This window comes from uncultured Acetatifactor sp., assembly GCF_948601915.1.
In the GTDB taxonomy this organism is placed as follows: Bacteria; Bacillota; Clostridia; order Lachnospirales; family Lachnospiraceae; genus Acetatifactor.
The window spans coordinates 1-16,730 of sequence record NZ_CAPDXS010000117.1 but is presented as its reverse complement, the minus strand read 5'-3'; the positions used below and the strand labels follow the sequence as shown (position 1 = coordinate 16,730).

Here is a 16,730-nt window from a genome sequence, read left to right as displayed (position 1 = left end):
GTGACGGCCCTGAAGGAATACGCGGCGGAGGCTTTTGAGGTATCGGCTTTCTCCTATCTGCTCAAGCCCGTGGAGCCGGAGAAGTTCTGCAGGGTATTCCAGAGCGCCTGCCGGGAAGTCCGGAAAAACGAGAGCGCAGGCGGGAGCCAGCTTTTCTTCCAGACCAGGGCCAGAAGCTATGTGGTGCAGAAGAAGGAGATCCTGTATGTGGAGAGCCATAAGCGGAAGGTGGAGATCCATACCCTGGGCGAGAACATCACGATCTATGCCACCATGAAGAGCATGGAAGAGCTGCTGGGAGACGGGTTCTTCCGCTGCCACAGGGGCTATCTGGTGAACCTGGCCTATGTGGCGGAATACGGGACAGGGGCCGTGCGGCTGAAGAACGGGGAGAATGTGTACCTGGCCAGGGAGAAGTATTCGAAATTTGCCAAAACGTATACAAAATATCTAAAAACCGTGTAATTCGCCGGGCCCGCGGCCGGACATTCGGGAAAGCCTCCCTTCGGATCGGCATCCCCGGTTCGGCGGCCCGGGCTGAAAGCGGGATAGGCAGGGCAGGCTTCGGTTAAAAGCAGATAAGGACTATATATATACTGCAGACCGCCAGGATTTACAGTGGCGTCCCCGGGAAAGCGCTTGGCTGGCGGTCTGCAGTCGGGTTACACTGCAAATTTAACCGGTGTGCAGTATAGATCATGACAGAAATGAGGGATGAAACATGAGAATCAGAACAGGAATCAGAAGGACTACCACACAGATGCTGAACCACAGCAGGAGGAGGACGAGCCTGTCGGCATCCAGGCGCAGCTCCCTGCTGAGCGCGGCCCGGAACAATTCAGGGCTCCAGAACAGCAGGCTGGGCATGATGCTGAACGCCAACAGCGTCCAGAGCGCAAGGCTGCTTCGGAGCAATTACGAGAAGCTGGAGAAGTCCGCCACCTCCCTGAAGGAGCAGACCAAGCTCCTGGCGGAGAAAGCGGATGTGGGCGGCAAGGACTTGACCGGCACGGCGGCCAATGTGGTGCAGCATTATAACGATACCATGGAGGGGCTGAGGAAGTCCTCCGGTATCCTGAATGATTATTATCGTCAGACCATGAAGGAAATCGCCGCCTCCAACAAGGATAAGCTGGAGGAGGTCGGCATCACGGTCAGGAAGGACGGCACCCTTGCCCTGAACAAGGATAAGCTGGCGGAGGCGGACGCAGAGAAGGTCAAGGCGGCCCTGGGCGCTTCCGGGGACTTCGCAAAGAGGATGCAGGCCGTGGCTTCCAGGGCAGCCGACAACGCGGCTGTCAGCGCCACAAACGCAGCCAGCCAGTATACCTCCAGCGGGGCTCTGACCAATTCCTATCTGAGCCGGTATAATTTCCGCGGATAATGTGAGAAGAGTGCATTCGCACGGAAGAATGCCCCGAGTGCGGGCATTCTTCCGGACTTATACTGCATAACGCTGAATACTGCCTAATGTAATCATGCGATTGAACCAGTCAGCGTTATGCAGTCTGGTTTCACGGCAAGTGAAATCGTTAGGCAGTATACATTGATGCGGCGCTGGCCGTGCGGTATGCACGGAAATGTGGTTGGAGTACGTGGGGCTGTCCGGGAGGCAGCCTGGAAGGAGAGATATGTTATGAGGATTGGAACAGGTTATACAGGGACGGACGTCCTGCCGGCGAAGCGGTCTAAGGAAGTGTCGGGGAAGCGTTTCGCGGAACTTGGGTTTCCCGGAGGGGAATCCGGCAACACGGGGTGGGCCACAGTCGACAGACACCTTCCGGTGCCGGAGGATCCGGAGGACGAGGACGGGGCAGATGGCACCGGGGGAGCCAAAGGGCCACGGTCGGAGGCGGAGAAGATATACCAGGCCGCCGTGGCAGGCAAGCCCAATCCCATAGGGAGCATGCGGGAGTGCGCCAAGGTGCCTTACGGGCATCTGGCCAAGGACGGCGTGATAGAATACAATGGTGTGGTATTCGTGTGCGATGAACGGACCAACAGCATCTGCCTGGGGGACATGACGGACGAGAAGAACGTGCTGAACATCCCTCTGTCCGGCGGAGGGCATCTGAAGGTGAACCGGAACAGCATCGGGCTCCTCTCCAAGGCGGCCGGCATGTTCTCGCCGGAGGATCTGAACCTGATCATGCGGGCCATCGCCGAGGACACCAAGATTCAGTCCGTGAAGAAGGAAATCGAGGACGAAGAGGCCAGCATGGGGAACCAGCTGCGGGGCGATGGCGCCGCAGAGGCCGACGAGTCCGTGGAAGAGGACGGGCAGGAAATCTGAGGGAGGCCCTGAAGCAGAGGTTTGCCGAATTTTCATAAATAGGCAATAAAAAAGTCATCGTAGGGAGGCCGCTCGATATCGATTCCGCCGTCGGCCTCCTGTCTGGAATCATAAGCATCGAAAGAGGAGGACTGCCGGAACTCGCTGGGACTGCAGCCCACCTTTTCTTTAAAAATCCTGGAAAAATACAAAGGATCCTTAAAACCGCACTGGTAAGAAATCTCCGTGATGCTCCGGCCGGTCTTTAGGAGCTTGTTCTTTGCGGCCTCTATGCGGTAGGAGGAGAGATACTGCTTGATGGAAATCCCGGTCTCCTGCTTGAAGAGGGCAGAGAGGTAGCTACGGTTCAGATGCAGAGTGTCCGCGATATTGTCCACCCGCAGATTTTCCCCATAGTTGTCCTGAATCAACGTGATGACAGTTGAGACCCATTGGCGGGAGGAGGAGCCAAGACCAAACAGGGTGGAGTTATCCTCCACAATAGGTGCATGGAAGCTCAGACGTTCTTCTTTCTTTTCCGCGTACAGTATGGCGAAAAGATGATAAATCAGGCTGTTGGAGGTCAGCTCCAGGCCATAGATATCGTTTTGGTACAGCATGGCAGTATCCACCAGTTGCTTTAATGTGTCAAAGACAGCGAGATTCGTGAAGTGCATGACCTGTCTGTCGCTCTGGAAACCTGCACGCGCGATGAGCTCCTTTGCGAATTCACCGGCAATGCCAATCCAATAATAGCCCCAGGTGCCGCCATCTGTAGAATGATAGGAGGAGAGCTCATTGGGGTAAATCAGGAAGCATTCGTTGGCATTCACGGGATAGGAGGCATTCTGAAGATGGAGACAGCCAGAGCCAGAGATGACGAAATGGAGCAGGTAATGGTCACGTACTCTGGGCCGGACTTGCATGGAGTGACAGTTATTCTGGCAGCCCGTCTGAATCAGAACCAGATTCTGGTTCCGGTTGACATTGTAGAAGTGAATGAATCGTTCAAGCTCATTGTGATTCCTGTCTATTTTTATCAAGGACTGCATCGCCACAGCATATATCCCCTTTCTGGCACATGAATATGTCTATTATTATAGGATAAATGTAGAGGTGTTTCAAGAGCTATGGAGAAAGGTTGTGCATTTTTGGCGAAAATTTATATGTTTAAAAATGACATATGTGGCATTTTGAACAGACGACCTAACATTTCTCCATATAGTAATAGCTTTTTCCTATTAATGACGGCGACAGAAAAGAATTATAATAAAACTGGATTCAGACAATAAGGTGCCTGAATGATTTTCAAGAGAGGAGAAAGGTTATGAAGAAAAAAATGATGTCGTTGGTTGCAGTGGGACTGGCTGTGTCGATGCTGGCAGGTTGCGGCAATGCAGGAACTTCCGGCGATGAAAGCTCCGGGGGGGTAGAAAGCAGCACTCAGAAGAGCAAGGCCTCATCGGAAGAGGGGAGCGCGGAATCCTCAGAGGACGCGGGGGAGAGCGCAGGGGGGTCGGGCAATGTCAATGAGTTCGGCTGGGAGGTTCCGGAGGATACGCTGGTCATCAATATTCTGGATGCGGCAGGGGATTATGCGCCTACAGAGGGGGAGAAGGCCGGAGAAGAGAATGTCATCAAGTATTTCAAAGAGAAATTCAATGTGGAGTTCAACATCCAGCATATCACAGGTGACGGCACGGAGGCCGTGAACCTGGCACTGGCATCGGGCGACTATCCTGACATCATCCGTTCGCTGCCCTTTACGGTGATGGAGAAGTTCGTACAGATGAACAAGGCTGTGGATTTGACGCCTTATATGGACACTTTGGGAAGAGACCTGAAAAAATCCATGGGCGAGCACTATCCGCTGTTCCTGGATGATGAGCAGAAGCTCTGGTATGTGCCCAGCCTCATGGGGAGCATCGATGACTTCCCGGATTTTTCCGCACATATCCGCTATGATGAATGGCAGGGGATTGGCGCTCCGGAGATTAAGACACCGGATGACTATTACAATGCCCTGAACGCCATTCTGGAGAAATATCCTACGACGCCCAATGGAGAGAGCAGATACGCCATGTCTCTGTACAGCTCCGGCAGCCCGGCTTCCTACTGCGGATTCTGGGGGCTGAAGGATGGTTACAAGATTGACGATGAAGGCAATTTTACCTATTGGGCCTTTACGGACGAGGGAAAGGAAATGTCCAAATTTTTCAACCGTTTCTATCTGGACGGGACATTGGATCCGGATGCCTTTGCGAACAATTTCGAGCAGTGGAAGACAAAATTCTCCAATGAGAGAATCGTAGGCGCAGTGGGCAGCTGGTGGATATCCTACAATGCGGGTCATGAAGTATGGCAGGGCATAGATCCCAATATGCCGGAGGACAAGCGCTTCATACAGATTGGCTTCAAGGCAGAGGGCGTGGATACTGCATATTTAAGCGCGAAGAATTACCTTGGCAGCACCTGTACGATTATCACTGACAAGGCTGAGAATCCTGAGAGTCTGCTGAAGTTCATCAACTGGCAGGCCACAGAACTGGGACAGGCGATTACGGGCTGGGGTCTTCCCAACGGAACGGCGATAGGCGATACTGGCAGGACCGGTAAATTCTGGGATATCGATGAAAATGGAAACTGGTCGGTGGATCCGGTGGCGAAGGAACAGCTGATTACGGAAACATGGTCATACGATGACGAACACTATTGGACAGGCGTTCCCTGGCTGTTCGTGAACCAGACCAGATGGGACGATGGTGAGCATAATATCTGGCCCAACCAGATGTGGTATACAGAGAATAAATGGAAATCCATGATGATTGAGAATCTGTCCGATACCATATTCGACTCCTCTGCCCTTACGCTGCGCGTGAAATCAGACGAGGTGAAAATGGCGGAGCAGGCGGTGAAGGATGCATGGGAGATGAATTGGCCCCAGGTGGTGCAGGCGGGCAGCGATGCGGACTTTGATGCGGCATGGGCGCAGCTGCAGAGCGCGCTGATGAATGCGGGCGTGGAGAAGATGGAACAGGCATACAGCGAAAACTACAAGGCGGCAATGAAGAAGCTGGAGCAGTAGACAGGGCGATGAAAGGATGAAGACATAATGGAAAGAATCAAGAGAAAAGCGGCGCATTGCTGGAAAATGTTCCAGAAGCAGCGTCAGCTGTGGCTGTTGTGCATCCCGATCATCATCTGGGTGGTGGTATTTGCCTATGTGCCCATGTATGGCCTGCTGATTGCCTTCGTGGACTATATTCCCGGCATGAATATCTTCAAATGTAACTTTGTGGGCCTGAAGTATTTCAAGGATTTTGTGATAAACCCCATGTTCCTGCAGCTTTTGCGCAATACGCTGGCGATGAGCACTTTGGGGATCACCATCGGGTTCGCCGCACCGATTCTGTTCGCGCTGTGTCTGAATGAGCTGAAAGAGGGGTGGTTCAAGAAGACCGTTCAGACCACCTCCTATCTGCCCCATTTCATCTCCTGGGTCGTGGCGGGCAGCATGATTTTCATGCTGCTCTCCAACGAGGGCATTGTCAATGATATTCTGATGAGGCTGGAAATCACGCAGCAGCCGATTCCGTTTTTGACGGAAGGGAAATATTATTGGGCCATGTATACCATCGCCAATATCTGGAAAGGGATGGGATGGTCCTCCATCATTTATCTCTCTGCCATGTCCAGCATGGACTCGGAGCTGATGGAGGCAGGCGCGGTAGACGGAATGGGAAGGCTGGGCGCGGTCCGCTATGTCATTCTGCCGGCGATTCTGCCCACTATCGTGGTACAGTGGATTCTGGGAATCGGCGGAATCCTGAATGCGGGCTTTGAGCAGCACCTGGTACTGGGCAATGCGTCCACACAGAACTACTGGGATGTCATTGACACCTATTCCTATCGATACGGCATTCAGTTAGGCTATTATTCCGTTGGTACAGCGGTGGGACTGATGAAGTCCATCATCGGCGTGGGACTGGTATGGGCGACCAACTGGTTCTGCCGCAAGAAGCTGGACACAGCGATTTTCTGAGGAGGGGTAGGGATGAGTCGTCCATTTTATATCAAACAGACCAAGTCAGGGCGGGTGTTCGATGCCCTGAACCTGGTGCTCATGCTGGCCATTCTTGTGGTGGTGGTCTATCCGTTCATCAATGTGCTGGCAATCTCTTTCAACGATGGGTATGATGCGGTGCGTGGAGGCATCTATCTGTGGCCCAGGGTGTTCTCCTTGGAGAATTATAAGTTTGTCCTTGCGGACAGCAGCCTTGTGCGGGGCTTTTTCGTATCTGTGGTGCGGACGATGGTGGGCACTGCGACAGCTGTCCTGGGCAACGCCCTGTTGGGCTATATCGTGAGCTGCAGACAGTTCAGGGGCAGGAAATTCATGCGCATCCTGTTCTTGATTACCATGTATTTCGGCGGCGGGCTGATTCCAGTGTATCTGCTCATGACCAGGCTGGGCCTTGTGAATACGCTGGCGGTGTACTGGCTGCCCTCCATCTTCAGCGCCTACTATATGCTGCTGTGCGCGTCTTATATCCAGAATCTGCCGGAGGCGCTTTTTGAGGCGGCGCGGGTGGACGGGGCCAGCGAGCTGCGGATCTTCACACAGTTCATCATCCCCTTGAGCGTTCCGATGCTGGCCTGCATCTCGATTTATGTAGGGGTAGGGCACTGGAATTCCTGGTTCGATGTGAACCTGTACAGCAAGAACGGCACATGGGACAATCTGCAGATCATCCTGTACCGTATCCTGAACCAGACCAACGCCATCAACAAGATACAGGATTCCGCGGTGCTGGCGGAGAAGATGCGGGGCATTCAGCCGCTGACTGTGCGCGCGGCCATTACCATCATAGTGGTGACGCCGATTCTCGTGATATACCCGTTCTTCCAGCGGTATTTCGTCTCCGGCATGACATTGGGAGCGGTGAAGCAATGAGTAATATGGGAAATAAGGAAAACAGGAGGGCAGATGGTGGAGAAAGGAAGAATCGAATTTGCAACATCGGATGCGGCATGGAATGCGGGATTCGCCTGGGCGAAGGAACAGGCGCTGGCCTACAGCCATGAGGGGGATCTGGTGGGGGAATGGTATGAGGCGGCGCTGCCGGACAGGCAGGCATTCTGCATGCGGGATGTGGCGCATCATGCAAAAGGAGCAGAGGCGCTGGGGCTTGGGCGGCATACCAAGAACATGCTGCTCAGGTTTGCCCAGGGGATAGCGGAGAGCAGACAGTTCTGTAGCTTCTGGGAGATAGACAAGGACTATCGGCCCTGCCCGGTGGACTATGCCAGCGACCAGGATTTCTGGTACAACCTTCCGGCGAACTTTGATGTCATGGACGCCTGCTACCGGATGTACTGCATGACCGGGGACAGGGACTATCTGTTCCAGTCGGATTTCGTGCGGTTCTACCGGATGACGGTGGAGGAATATGCCAGGTGGTGGGACAGGGACGGGGACGGCCTGTTGGAGCGCAGGTATCCGGACGCCAGGCTCGGGATTCCCTCCTACTGCGAGGACAGCCGCTTTGCCCGGGCCCAGGCGCTGATAGACATGCTGGCCATCGAAATCAGGGGCTACCGCTCCGCCCAGGCCATTTTCAGGGGCCGGGGGGAGCAGGACAGGAGCGCCCATTGCGGTGAAATGGCATGCAGGCTGGAGGAGATGCTCCGGACACAGTGGTGGGACTCCGGGGAGCAGCGCTTCTACCAGGTGAAGGATGAGGACGGCGAGCTGCGGCACAGCGACGAAATCGGGCATTCCCTGAGCCTGAGCTATTATCGGGTGCTCCGCGACCCGGACAGGCTTAAGGTTCACCTGGACGGCCTCCATGAGGCGGGGCTTAAGGGGGTCAATGTGGAGAGCCTGTCCCATTATCCCGTGCTGTTCTACCAAAACGGAGATTCCGAGCGGGGAGCGTACTGGCTGAAGGAGCTGATCTCACCCGGGCTCTTCCGCAGGGAATACCCGGAGGTGTCCTATGGGGCCATAGAGGCATTTGTATATGAAATGGCAGGCATCCGCCCTGACGGGCCCGGGGCGGCCATAGAGATCGTCCCCAGGCTCCCCGAAGGGATCACATGGTTCGAAATCAGAAATGTCCCTTTTCTGGAGGGGGAATTTGATGTATCATGGAGGGAGGGGGCCCTGTCCGTGAAGAACCGCACAGGAAAGCCCATCACCGTGAACGGGAAAAAAGTGGAAGAGCAGGAGGTATGACGCATGGAAGCGCCTATAGTGAGAAGAGGGGCATGTTTCCTGACCGGATGGAAACGGGAGCAGATGGAAGGGGAGGCGGAGGTCTTCCGGTTTTATCTTGGCGGACAATCTCCCGGTGACCCGGCGGAAGGGGAGGAAGTCCTGCTGGAATGGAGCATGCCCTATGTGGACATGGCCGGAATCTGGAGCCCGCTTTGCGGCATGAACCGCTCCATAGAGGCGGACTACGGGCGTTTCCGGGAGAGCATGACCGCCAGGTCCGCGCCGGTGGCGTGCCTTTTCGGCGAGGACGGGGGAAACCGGTGCACGGTGGCGGTGTCCGAGACCAGAGAGCGGATCGGCATCCGGGCCGGCGTGCGGGAGGAGAACGGCATGTTGATTCTACAGGTGCGGTTTCCCGTATGCATCCTGAAAAAGGCTGTCCCGGAGGCGGGAGGCTCCTATGAGCTGGACGTGCGGATGGACACGGGAAGGCTGCCCTTCTATCAGGCCGTCCAGGCGGTGGTGAAATGGTGGGAGGAGGAGTGCGGCATCCTGCCTGTCCTGACGCCGGAGGCGGCCAGGGAGCCGGTGTACTCCACCTGGTACGCATACCACCAGAACCTGTTCGTGGAGGAGATTGAGGAGGAATGCCGCCTGGCGGCAGAGCTGGGATTCCGGACCATGATCCTGGACGATGGCTGGCAGACGGAGGACAATAACCGGGGCTATGCCTTCTGCGGGGACTGGCAGGTCTCCGGGAGGAGGTTCCCGGATTTTGGGGAGCATATCAGGAGAGTCCATGCCATGGGGCTGAAGTACATGATCTGGTACAGCGTGCCCTTCCTGGGGATTCATTGCGGGAAGTGGGAGGAATACAGGGACATGCTCCTCTCATTTGACGACAATCCGCTGATACGGGCGGGCGTGCTGGATCCCCGGTACAAAAAGGTGCGGGACTATCTGGCGGACACCTATGAGCGGGCCGTCAGGGATTGGGACCTGGACGGGCTGAAGCTGGACTTTGTGGATTGCATCGTGGAGCAGGCGGATTCCCCGGCCTACGATCCGGAGGGGATGGATTTCGAGAGCGTCCAGGAGGCCTTGGACTGCCTGATGCGCACGGTGTATGAGCGGCTTTCCGCAAAGAGCGGCGATATCATGATAGAATTCCGCCAGGGCTATATCGGCCCCAACATGCGCCGGTACGGGAACATGTTCCGGGTGGCGGACTGTCCGGACTCGGCGATTCGCAACCGGGTGGGCACAGTGGATTTGCGCCTGCTCAGCGGCCGGACGGCGGTGCACAGCGACCCGCTGATGTGGCATGAGGATGAGGCGCCGGAAGCGGCGGCGATCCAGATTATCTCCAGCATCTTCTCCACGCCCCAGATTTCCGTGAAGATGAAGGCCCTCACGCCCGAAATGAGGGAGATGCTGCGGTTCTGGCTGGGCTTCATGGGGGAGAACAGGGCGCTTTTGCAGGAACAGCCCATCTGTGCCCTGGAACCCCATAACCTGTATCCGGTAGTCTGGACACAGAAAGACGGCAGGGCGATTACGGCGGTCTACAGCGGGAATCGTATCCTGAGGATTCCGGAGGGCGTGGCGGACTGGACTGTCCTGAACGGAACCAGGGAGGAGCGGCTGGTGCTGGATGTGGGGGACGTGGCCGGCTCTGTGGCGGTGACGGACTGCTATGGCAATCCGGCGGAAGGCGCGCCGGGCGAGAGGCAGGGGAGGTTCCTGGAGGTCAGGGTTCCGGTATCCGGGACAGTGCGCTGGAAGGGATAGCCGGAGCCCGGTGATGCCACTCATAGTTTTCAGAGAGGGATATCCCTTTTCAAAAGCCGCAATCTGGTGTATGATGGCAGGAGCATCAGGCAGGAAATGGGGCATTCCCGGTTTATCCTGCAAGGAGGGAAAAGGACGAGGCGGCTTATCCTTTTCATAGACAGCGGGGATGCGCTGGTGGATGAGGGGAGCGAGTACCGGGCGGCGGGCTCGGAGGTGGGGGAGTGCAAGCCCTCGCCGAAGATGTTCCGGAGGGCCATGGAAGCCCTGGGGCTGGAGGATGGGGATAAAAAGCGAATCCTCATGGCGGGGAACAACCTGAAGCGGGACATCCTGGGAGCGAACCGCTTCGGAATCGCCTCCGTGCTGATGAGCTGGTCGCCGCGGTACTGCATGACACCGGAGGATCCGGAGGAGGAGCCGGATTATACGGTCCGGACGCCTGGGGAGCTTGCGGCGCTTTTGCTGAGGCTGGATGCGGAGGCGGAGGCTCTGAAATAGCAAAATCGTAAAATCGTATTGTTCGCTTGCACAGAGGCCGGGGCCTGTGTTAGAATAGCCTGTGGGGGAAATCCGGCTGGAAGAAGGCGGCCGGTGAAAGCGAGGAGGTTATCATGCAATACGACATCATCATTGTGGGAGCGGGGCCGGGAGGCATCTTTTCCGCCTATGAGCTGGCCAAGGAGAGACCGGAGCTGAAGATCGCGGTCTTCGAAGCCGGACACGCCCTGGAGAAGCGCCATTGCCCCATCGATGGGGAGAAGGTGAAGAGTTGCATCGGCTGTAAGTCCTGCTCCATCATGAGCGGCTTCGGAGGCGCGGGAGCATTTTCCGACGGAAAGTACAATATCACCAACGATTTCGGCGGCACGCTCCACGAGTATATCGGAAAGAAACAGGCCATCGATTTGATGGAGTACGTGGACGTCATCAATATGGAATACGGCGGGGAGGGGACGAAGAAATATTCCACCGCCGGGACCCAGTTCAAGAAGATCTGCATGCAGAACAAGCTAAAGCTCCTGGACGCCTCCGTGCGCCATCTGGGCACGGACATCAACTTCGTGGTGCTGGAGAATCTGTACGCGGCGCTGCGGGAGAAGGTGGAGTTCCGTTTCGATACGCCGGTAGACGCTATCTCGTTGACGGATGGAGGCTACGAGGTGCGCTGCGGGAAAGAGGCATACACCTGCGGGAAATGCATCGTGTCCGTGGGCCGCAGCGGCAGCAAATGGATGGAGAAGATCTGCCATGAGCTGGACATCCCCACGAAATCCAACCGGGTGGACATCGGCGTCCGGGTGGAGCTGCCCGCGGTGATCTTCTCCCATCTGACGGACGAGCTCTATGAGAGCAAGATCGTATACAGGACAGAGAAGTTCGAGGACAATGTGCGGACCTTCTGCATGAATCCCTACGGAATCGTAGTCAATGAGAATACCAATGGCATCGTCACGGTGAACGGGCACAGCTTCGAGAGCCCGGAGAAGCGCACGGAGAACACCAACTTCGCCCTGCTGGTGGCGAAGCATTTCTCCCAGCCCTTCAAGGACAGCAACGGCTACGGCGAGAGCATCGCAAGGCTCTCCAACATGCTGGGGGGCGGGGTCATCGTCCAGCGCTTCGGCGACCTGGTCAGGGGACGGCGCAGCAATGCCACCCGGATTGCCGAGGGGATGGTGACGCCCACCTTGGCCGCCACGCCGGGGGATCTGAGCCTGGTGCTGCCCAAGCGCATTTTGGACGGCATCATGGAGATGATCTACGCCTTAGACAAGATCGCACCGGGCACGGCCAATGACGACACGCTGCTCTACGGCGTGGAGGTGAAGTTCTACAACATGGAGGTGGAGCTGGACGGGAACCTGGAGAGCAGGCACAAGGGGCTGTACATCATCGGCGACGGCAGCGGCGTGACCCACTCCCTGTCCCATGCCTCCGCCAGCGGGGTGTACGTGGCCAGGCGCATCCTGGCGGGGTGAGGAGCCAGGGCTTTTCCCGAAACGGATTGTATCCGTTATTTTCAGACAGTTTCTGACGGATGGCGGAGATGTAGATGATAAATCCCCCAGGGCAGATTTATGCATGATGTCCGCCCTGGGGGATACCTGTCTCCTGCCGTGGATGGCAGGGTCTACTCCTTGATCCTGTCTAAATCTGTAAGATTGATTCCCGAACAGGTCAGGATGACTTTCAATTCGATATATCGTATCTTCATCGCCTGATATGCCTCAGAATCCCTGTCCACCAATAGCATATAGCTCTGTAGCCTCGAGTACTATTCCACGGATATCTTTAACATTTCGCCCTCTGTCATACCCATCACCATGCTTTCCTGTAGGCACCATGAATCAATTGCCATCTTCCAGCATGTTCTGGAAGATATCTTTTAGCTCCTGTAATTCCTTGTTGTCCGGCGATTCTTTTAACGCTCTCTCAATCTGTGCCAAAGTGAGTCTGACAAAACCCTGAAATTGCTTATTCGTCATTCCCATACGATTCACCTGCTTTCTGGAAACCTTTTTAACAAGTTGCTATATGCTTTCATTATAACGCCTTTTGCTGGAAGTGTAAAGCTTTTTGAACCGGCCTTTCGGAGTGCGGCTCCCGGATCATCAGTCATCCAGTTCATCGGTGAGCCGTTCAATCTCTTCGATGATTCCGCCGATATAGGCAATAGTATCCAGCAGCGGCCCGTCCGTGGTGATGTCGATTCCTGCCAGCTTCGCAAGGCCCACGGGATCCAAGGTGCTGCCCGCGGCCAGGACCTTCTTCCAGTCCTCTACGGCAGACGCCCCTTCCGACTCGATTCGTTTGCACGCCTGGGTGGCGATGGTAAGCCCCGCGCTGTAGGTGTAGGAGTACAGGCCCATGTAATAATGAGGCTGGCGCATCCAGGTGCGGGCCGCGTCGTCGGAGATCTCCACGTCGCTGCCCCAGAACTTCTCCAGGGTCTCCTTCATCAGGCGGTTCAGCACCTCCGCGTTCACGCTGCCGCCTGCGTCCACGATTCTGTACACCTCTCTCTGATAGGCTGCCTCCATCAAATGGGTGACGAAATTGTGATAATAAGTATTCCCGATCATGCAGGACAGCACCCAGCGGCGGAACCTCCTGTCAGGATTGGTCTTCAGCAGGTAATGGGCCATCAGCAGCTCGTTCATGGTGGAAGGCGCCTCCACGAAATAGGTGGACACATTGGTGTCGAAGATGGACTGGGCGCTGTTGCAGGCCTTGAAATGCCCCGCGTGCCCCAGCTCATGGGCCAGAGTGAACACGTCCGCCATGCGGTTGTTCCAGCTCAGCAGTATGAAGGAATTCTTCCCATAGGGGCTGGCGCAGAAGCCGCCGGTGGACTTGCCCGCGTTCTGGGCGAAGTCCACCCAGCGCTCCCTATAGGCGGCGCGCACCATCTCCACATACTCCTCCCCCAGAATGGACAGGCCCTTTTCGATGTAATCCCTGGACTCTTCGATGGTGACCTTGGGGTCGTACTCCGGGTCTATGGCGATCTTCAGATCCGCGAAGGTCATCTTGTCCAGGCCGTGGATCCTCTGCAGCAGCCTTGCGTATCTGCGCATATGGGGGGCGAGCTTTTCCGTGATCAGGTCGATCTGGCGGTGGTACAGCTCCTTGGTCACCTTCTGGCCGAACAGGAGGCTGTCGAACACGGAATCGAAGCCCCGGAGGGTGGCCATGGTCTTCTCCGTCTGCACCTGGGTGTTGTAGGCGGCCGCGGTCACGTTCTCGTACTCCCGTATCTTTCGGGAAAAGGCGGCGAAGGCGGCGCGGCGGACCTCCGTATCCCGCTCGTACTCGTAATCGTCCTCGAAGAGGGAGTAGCCCAGGGGATATTCCTTTCCCCCTGCCTGGAAGGCATCGAACTTCATGTCCGCCAGCTTGGCCATATTGTAGATCTGGTAGGGGGCGTAGAGGCTCTGGGACAGGGCCGCCAGGGCGCGCTCCACCTCCGGATGGAGCTGGTGGGGCTTGTTCCGCAGCACGTCCTCCAGGTAGTGCTTATTGTCCGTGGCTGCCTCGATGGCCTCCCGCAGGATAGCCTCGTCCTGCTCCACCAGCTCGCTGTCGATGAAGCTCAGGGCGCTGGAGATCTCCGCGAAGAGGCGGCCTAGCTTTTCGTTGCGCTCCTGGTTGTAGGTGTCGTAATAGTCCACGGACACCGCCAGGTCGCAGTAATTGCCGGTGAGGGTCATCAGCCGCTCCAGCTCCCGCAGGTTGTCCAGGCAGGCGTCTATGGTCCGGGGCGTGTCCAGCTTTCCCTTGTAGTCCGCCGCCATGCGCCCTCCCAGGCTCTTCAGCTTCTCTACGTCCCGGTACATCTCTTCTTCCGTTGCATAGATGGAGGACAGATCCCAGGTAAGCTCCGTGGGAATGTCCTTTCTCGATTTCAGTTCCATGTGTGGTTCCTCCTTGTCCCGTTTTTAGAATGTCCTTCCTTCAGTTTAGAGGAAAGGGCGGAGAAATGCAAGCTGTAGCTTGAACTTTTGGGAACGGTGCGGTAGAATGGGGTTATCTGATTTGGAAAGGAAGCATTCATGATGGCAAAATCATTTCATACAAATGGCTCCTGCGACCCACAGCTGCACTATATGGTTGACTTGTCCAGCCGTCTGAGGGACATCAGGAAAATGGTTGACGAGGGAAAATACTTCACCATCAACAGAGCCAGGCAGTACGGCAAGACGACCATGCTGGCGGCGCTTGCCGATTATCTGAAGGATGATTACAGTGTCATCAGTATGGATTTCCAGACAATCAGCCACGCCGATTTTGAAACCGAGCAGAGCTTTGCCGCGGCGTTTGCAAGGGAGGTGCTGGACTGTGCGGAGGATATTCCGGATGATGTGAGGGCGAAGCTGGAGCTATATTCCAGTGGAATGGTTCGTGAAGCGACGCTTTCCGTGTTGTTTAAAGCCTTGGGCCAGCTGTGCAGAGAGTCGGCGAAGAAAATCGTGCTGATTATTGATGAGGTGGACACGGCTTCAAACAATCAGGTGTTTCTGGGCTTTCTCGCGCAGCTGCGGGCCTATTACCTAAGGAGGAGGAAAACGCCTACCTTTCAGTCAGTGATTCTCGCCGGCGTCTATGATGTGCGCAATATACAGCGGAAAATGAACCCTCATGAGAATCATGGACAGAACAGTCCGTGGAATATTGCCGCCGATTTCGATGTGGAGATGCGTTTTTCCAGGGCGGATATCGCGGGGATGCTGGAGCAGTACGATGCTGACTGCCATCTGGAAATGGATGTGGAGCAGATGGCGGGATTGCTTTTTGACTATACGTCGGGATATCCTTTTCTGGTTTCCCGTCTCTGCGAGCTGATGGATCAGCGGATTGCGGGAACGGAGGGATTCGGGGATAAGGCATCGGTCTGGACAAAGCCGGGAGTGCTGGAGGCTGTGCGAAGGCTGCTGATTGAAAAGAACACGTTGTTTGAGTCGTTGATCGGGAAATTGAATGAGTATCCTGAACTTCGGAAAATGGTTTATCTGCTTTTGTTTCAGGGCGAGACGATTTCATATAATGCCGACGATTCGGAGACTGATATATTGCTGATGTTTGGGTTTGCCACTGTGGAAAACGGAGCCGTACAGATTGCGAACAGGATTTTTGAGACGCGGTTATATAATTATTTCATGACATTGCCTGAGGTCCAGAGCGGCGATATGCACAGGCTGGCGCTCCGAAACAAAAATCAGTTCATTCAGGCAGGCAGGCTCAATATGGAATTGCTGCTTGAAAAGTTTGTCGTGCATTTTGATGACGTGTACGGAGACAGAGGCGAGAACTTCGTGGAGGAGGACGGCCGACGTTATTTTATGCTGTATCTTAAGCCGATTATCAACGGAATCGGAAATTACTATGTGGAGGCTCGTACCAGGAATCTGGAGCGGACGGATTTGATTATTGATTACTGTGGCTTCCAATATGTCATTGAAATGAAGGTATGGCACGGCAATGCATACAATGAAAGGGGAGAGGAGCAGCTGCTTGGCTATCTGGATCATTATCATCTGACGAGAGGCTATATGCTCAGCTTTAACTTTAACAAAAAGAAGAAAATAGGCGTAAAGGAAATCAGACTGGGTGAAAAGACGCTGATTGAGGCAGTCGTCTGACAAGAATAGACAACGGAAAGGACACAAACGACCATGCGAAGCAATCTGACGACGCTGTGCTATATAGAGACGGAAGACAGCTACCTGATGCTCCATCGGGTGAAGAAGGAGAACGACATCAACAAGGACAAGTGGATCGGCGTGGGCGGGCACTTCGAGGCGGGGGAGTCGCCGGAGGAGTGCCTGCTGCGGGAGGTGTATGAGGAGACGGGGCTTACCCTGACCTCCTGGAGGCTGCGGGGCATCATCACCTTTGCCACGGACACCTACGAGACGGAGTACATGTTCCTCTACACGGCGGAGG

Annotated in this window: 15 protein-coding genes; 12 read left to right on the top strand and 3 right to left on the bottom strand. The window is 55.6% G+C overall.

Features of this window, described 5'->3' with window-relative positions; all coding sequences use genetic code 11:
* From Q2B33_RS17740 to Q2B33_RS17730, 3 genes are all read left to right on the top strand, one after another.
* Positions 1–465: LytTR family DNA-binding domain-containing protein (locus Q2B33_RS17740; protein WP_300914133.1), on the top strand; the 465-nt coding region annotated here is incomplete at its 5' end.
* Between the two features lie 256 nt (positions 466–721).
* Positions 722–1,384: a hypothetical protein gene (locus tag Q2B33_RS17735; protein ID WP_296473195.1), complete on the top strand. Its 663-nt coding sequence runs from the start codon at positions 722–724 to the stop codon at positions 1,382–1,384.
* Between the two features lie 252 nt (positions 1,385–1,636).
* Complete coding sequence (locus Q2B33_RS17730) at positions 1,637–2,293, top strand: hypothetical protein (protein ID WP_300565515.1); 657 nt, start codon at positions 1,637–1,639, stop codon at positions 2,291–2,293.
* 32 nt (positions 2,294–2,325) lie between these two features.
* Here the strand turns inward: Q2B33_RS17730 and Q2B33_RS17725 are convergent, their stop codons facing one another.
* Positions 2,326–3,315, bottom strand: a complete 990-nt coding sequence (locus tag Q2B33_RS17725) for an AraC family transcriptional regulator (RefSeq protein WP_300815065.1) — start codon at positions 3,313–3,315, stop codon at positions 2,326–2,328.
* Between the two features lie 284 nt (positions 3,316–3,599).
* Between Q2B33_RS17725 and Q2B33_RS17720 the strand changes: the two genes are divergently transcribed.
* From Q2B33_RS17720 to Q2B33_RS17690, 7 genes are all read left to right on the top strand, one after another.
* Entirely contained in the window at positions 3,600–5,357 is a 1,758-nt protein-coding gene (locus Q2B33_RS17720; protein ID WP_300565517.1) for a hypothetical protein, read from the top strand.
* Positions 5,358–5,384: 27 nt separating this feature from the next.
* The gene (locus Q2B33_RS17715; RefSeq protein ID WP_300565519.1) at positions 5,385–6,314 is read left to right on the top strand and encodes a sugar ABC transporter permease; all 930 of its coding nucleotides are present in this window, start codon (positions 5,385–5,387) and stop codon (positions 6,312–6,314) included.
* Positions 6,315–6,326: 12 nt separating this feature from the next.
* Positions 6,327–7,226 (top strand): carbohydrate ABC transporter permease, encoded by a 900-nt coding sequence (locus tag Q2B33_RS17710; protein WP_300565521.1) that lies wholly within the window; start codon positions 6,327–6,329, stop codon positions 7,224–7,226.
* Positions 7,227–7,259: 33 nt separating this feature from the next.
* The gene (locus Q2B33_RS17705) at positions 7,260–8,510 is read left to right on the top strand and encodes a hypothetical protein (protein WP_300565522.1); all 1,251 of its coding nucleotides are present in this window, start codon (positions 7,260–7,262) and stop codon (positions 8,508–8,510) included.
* 3 nt (positions 8,511–8,513) lie between these two features.
* Positions 8,514–10,283 (top strand): glycoside hydrolase family 36 protein, encoded by a 1,770-nt coding sequence (locus Q2B33_RS17700; protein WP_300565524.1) that lies wholly within the window; start codon positions 8,514–8,516, stop codon positions 10,281–10,283.
* A 66-nt stretch (positions 10,284–10,349) separates the two neighbouring features.
* Positions 10,350–10,784, top strand: coding sequence for an HAD family hydrolase (locus Q2B33_RS17695; protein WP_300804684.1), 435 nt, complete (start codon positions 10,350–10,352; stop codon positions 10,782–10,784).
* A gap of 113 nt (positions 10,785–10,897) precedes the next feature.
* On the top strand, positions 10,898–12,265 hold the full coding sequence (locus Q2B33_RS17690; RefSeq protein ID WP_300565529.1) for an NAD(P)/FAD-dependent oxidoreductase: 1,368 nt from the start codon (positions 10,898–10,900) through the stop codon (positions 12,263–12,265).
* A gap of 369 nt (positions 12,266–12,634) precedes the next feature.
* On the opposite strand, the gene Q2B33_RS17680 is transcribed toward Q2B33_RS17690, so the two are convergent.
* Both Q2B33_RS17680 and pepF read right to left on the bottom strand, forming a co-directional pair.
* The gene (locus tag Q2B33_RS17680; RefSeq protein WP_160556224.1) at positions 12,635–12,778 is read right to left on the bottom strand and encodes a hypothetical protein; all 144 of its coding nucleotides are present in this window, start codon (positions 12,776–12,778) and stop codon (positions 12,635–12,637) included.
* A gap of 120 nt (positions 12,779–12,898) precedes the next feature.
* Positions 12,899–14,701, bottom strand: a complete 1,803-nt coding sequence (gene pepF / locus Q2B33_RS17675; RefSeq protein WP_300565531.1) for an oligoendopeptidase F — start codon at positions 14,699–14,701, stop codon at positions 12,899–12,901.
* A 138-nt stretch (positions 14,702–14,839) separates the two neighbouring features.
* On the opposite strand from pepF, the gene Q2B33_RS17670 reads away from it, so the two are divergent.
* Positions 14,840–16,426, top strand: coding sequence for an AAA-like domain-containing protein (locus Q2B33_RS17670; protein WP_330684734.1), 1,587 nt, complete (start codon positions 14,840–14,842; stop codon positions 16,424–16,426).
* Between the two features lie 33 nt (positions 16,427–16,459).
* Positions 16,460–16,730: NUDIX domain-containing protein (locus Q2B33_RS17665; protein ID WP_300914132.1), on the top strand; the 271-nt coding region annotated here is incomplete at its 3' end.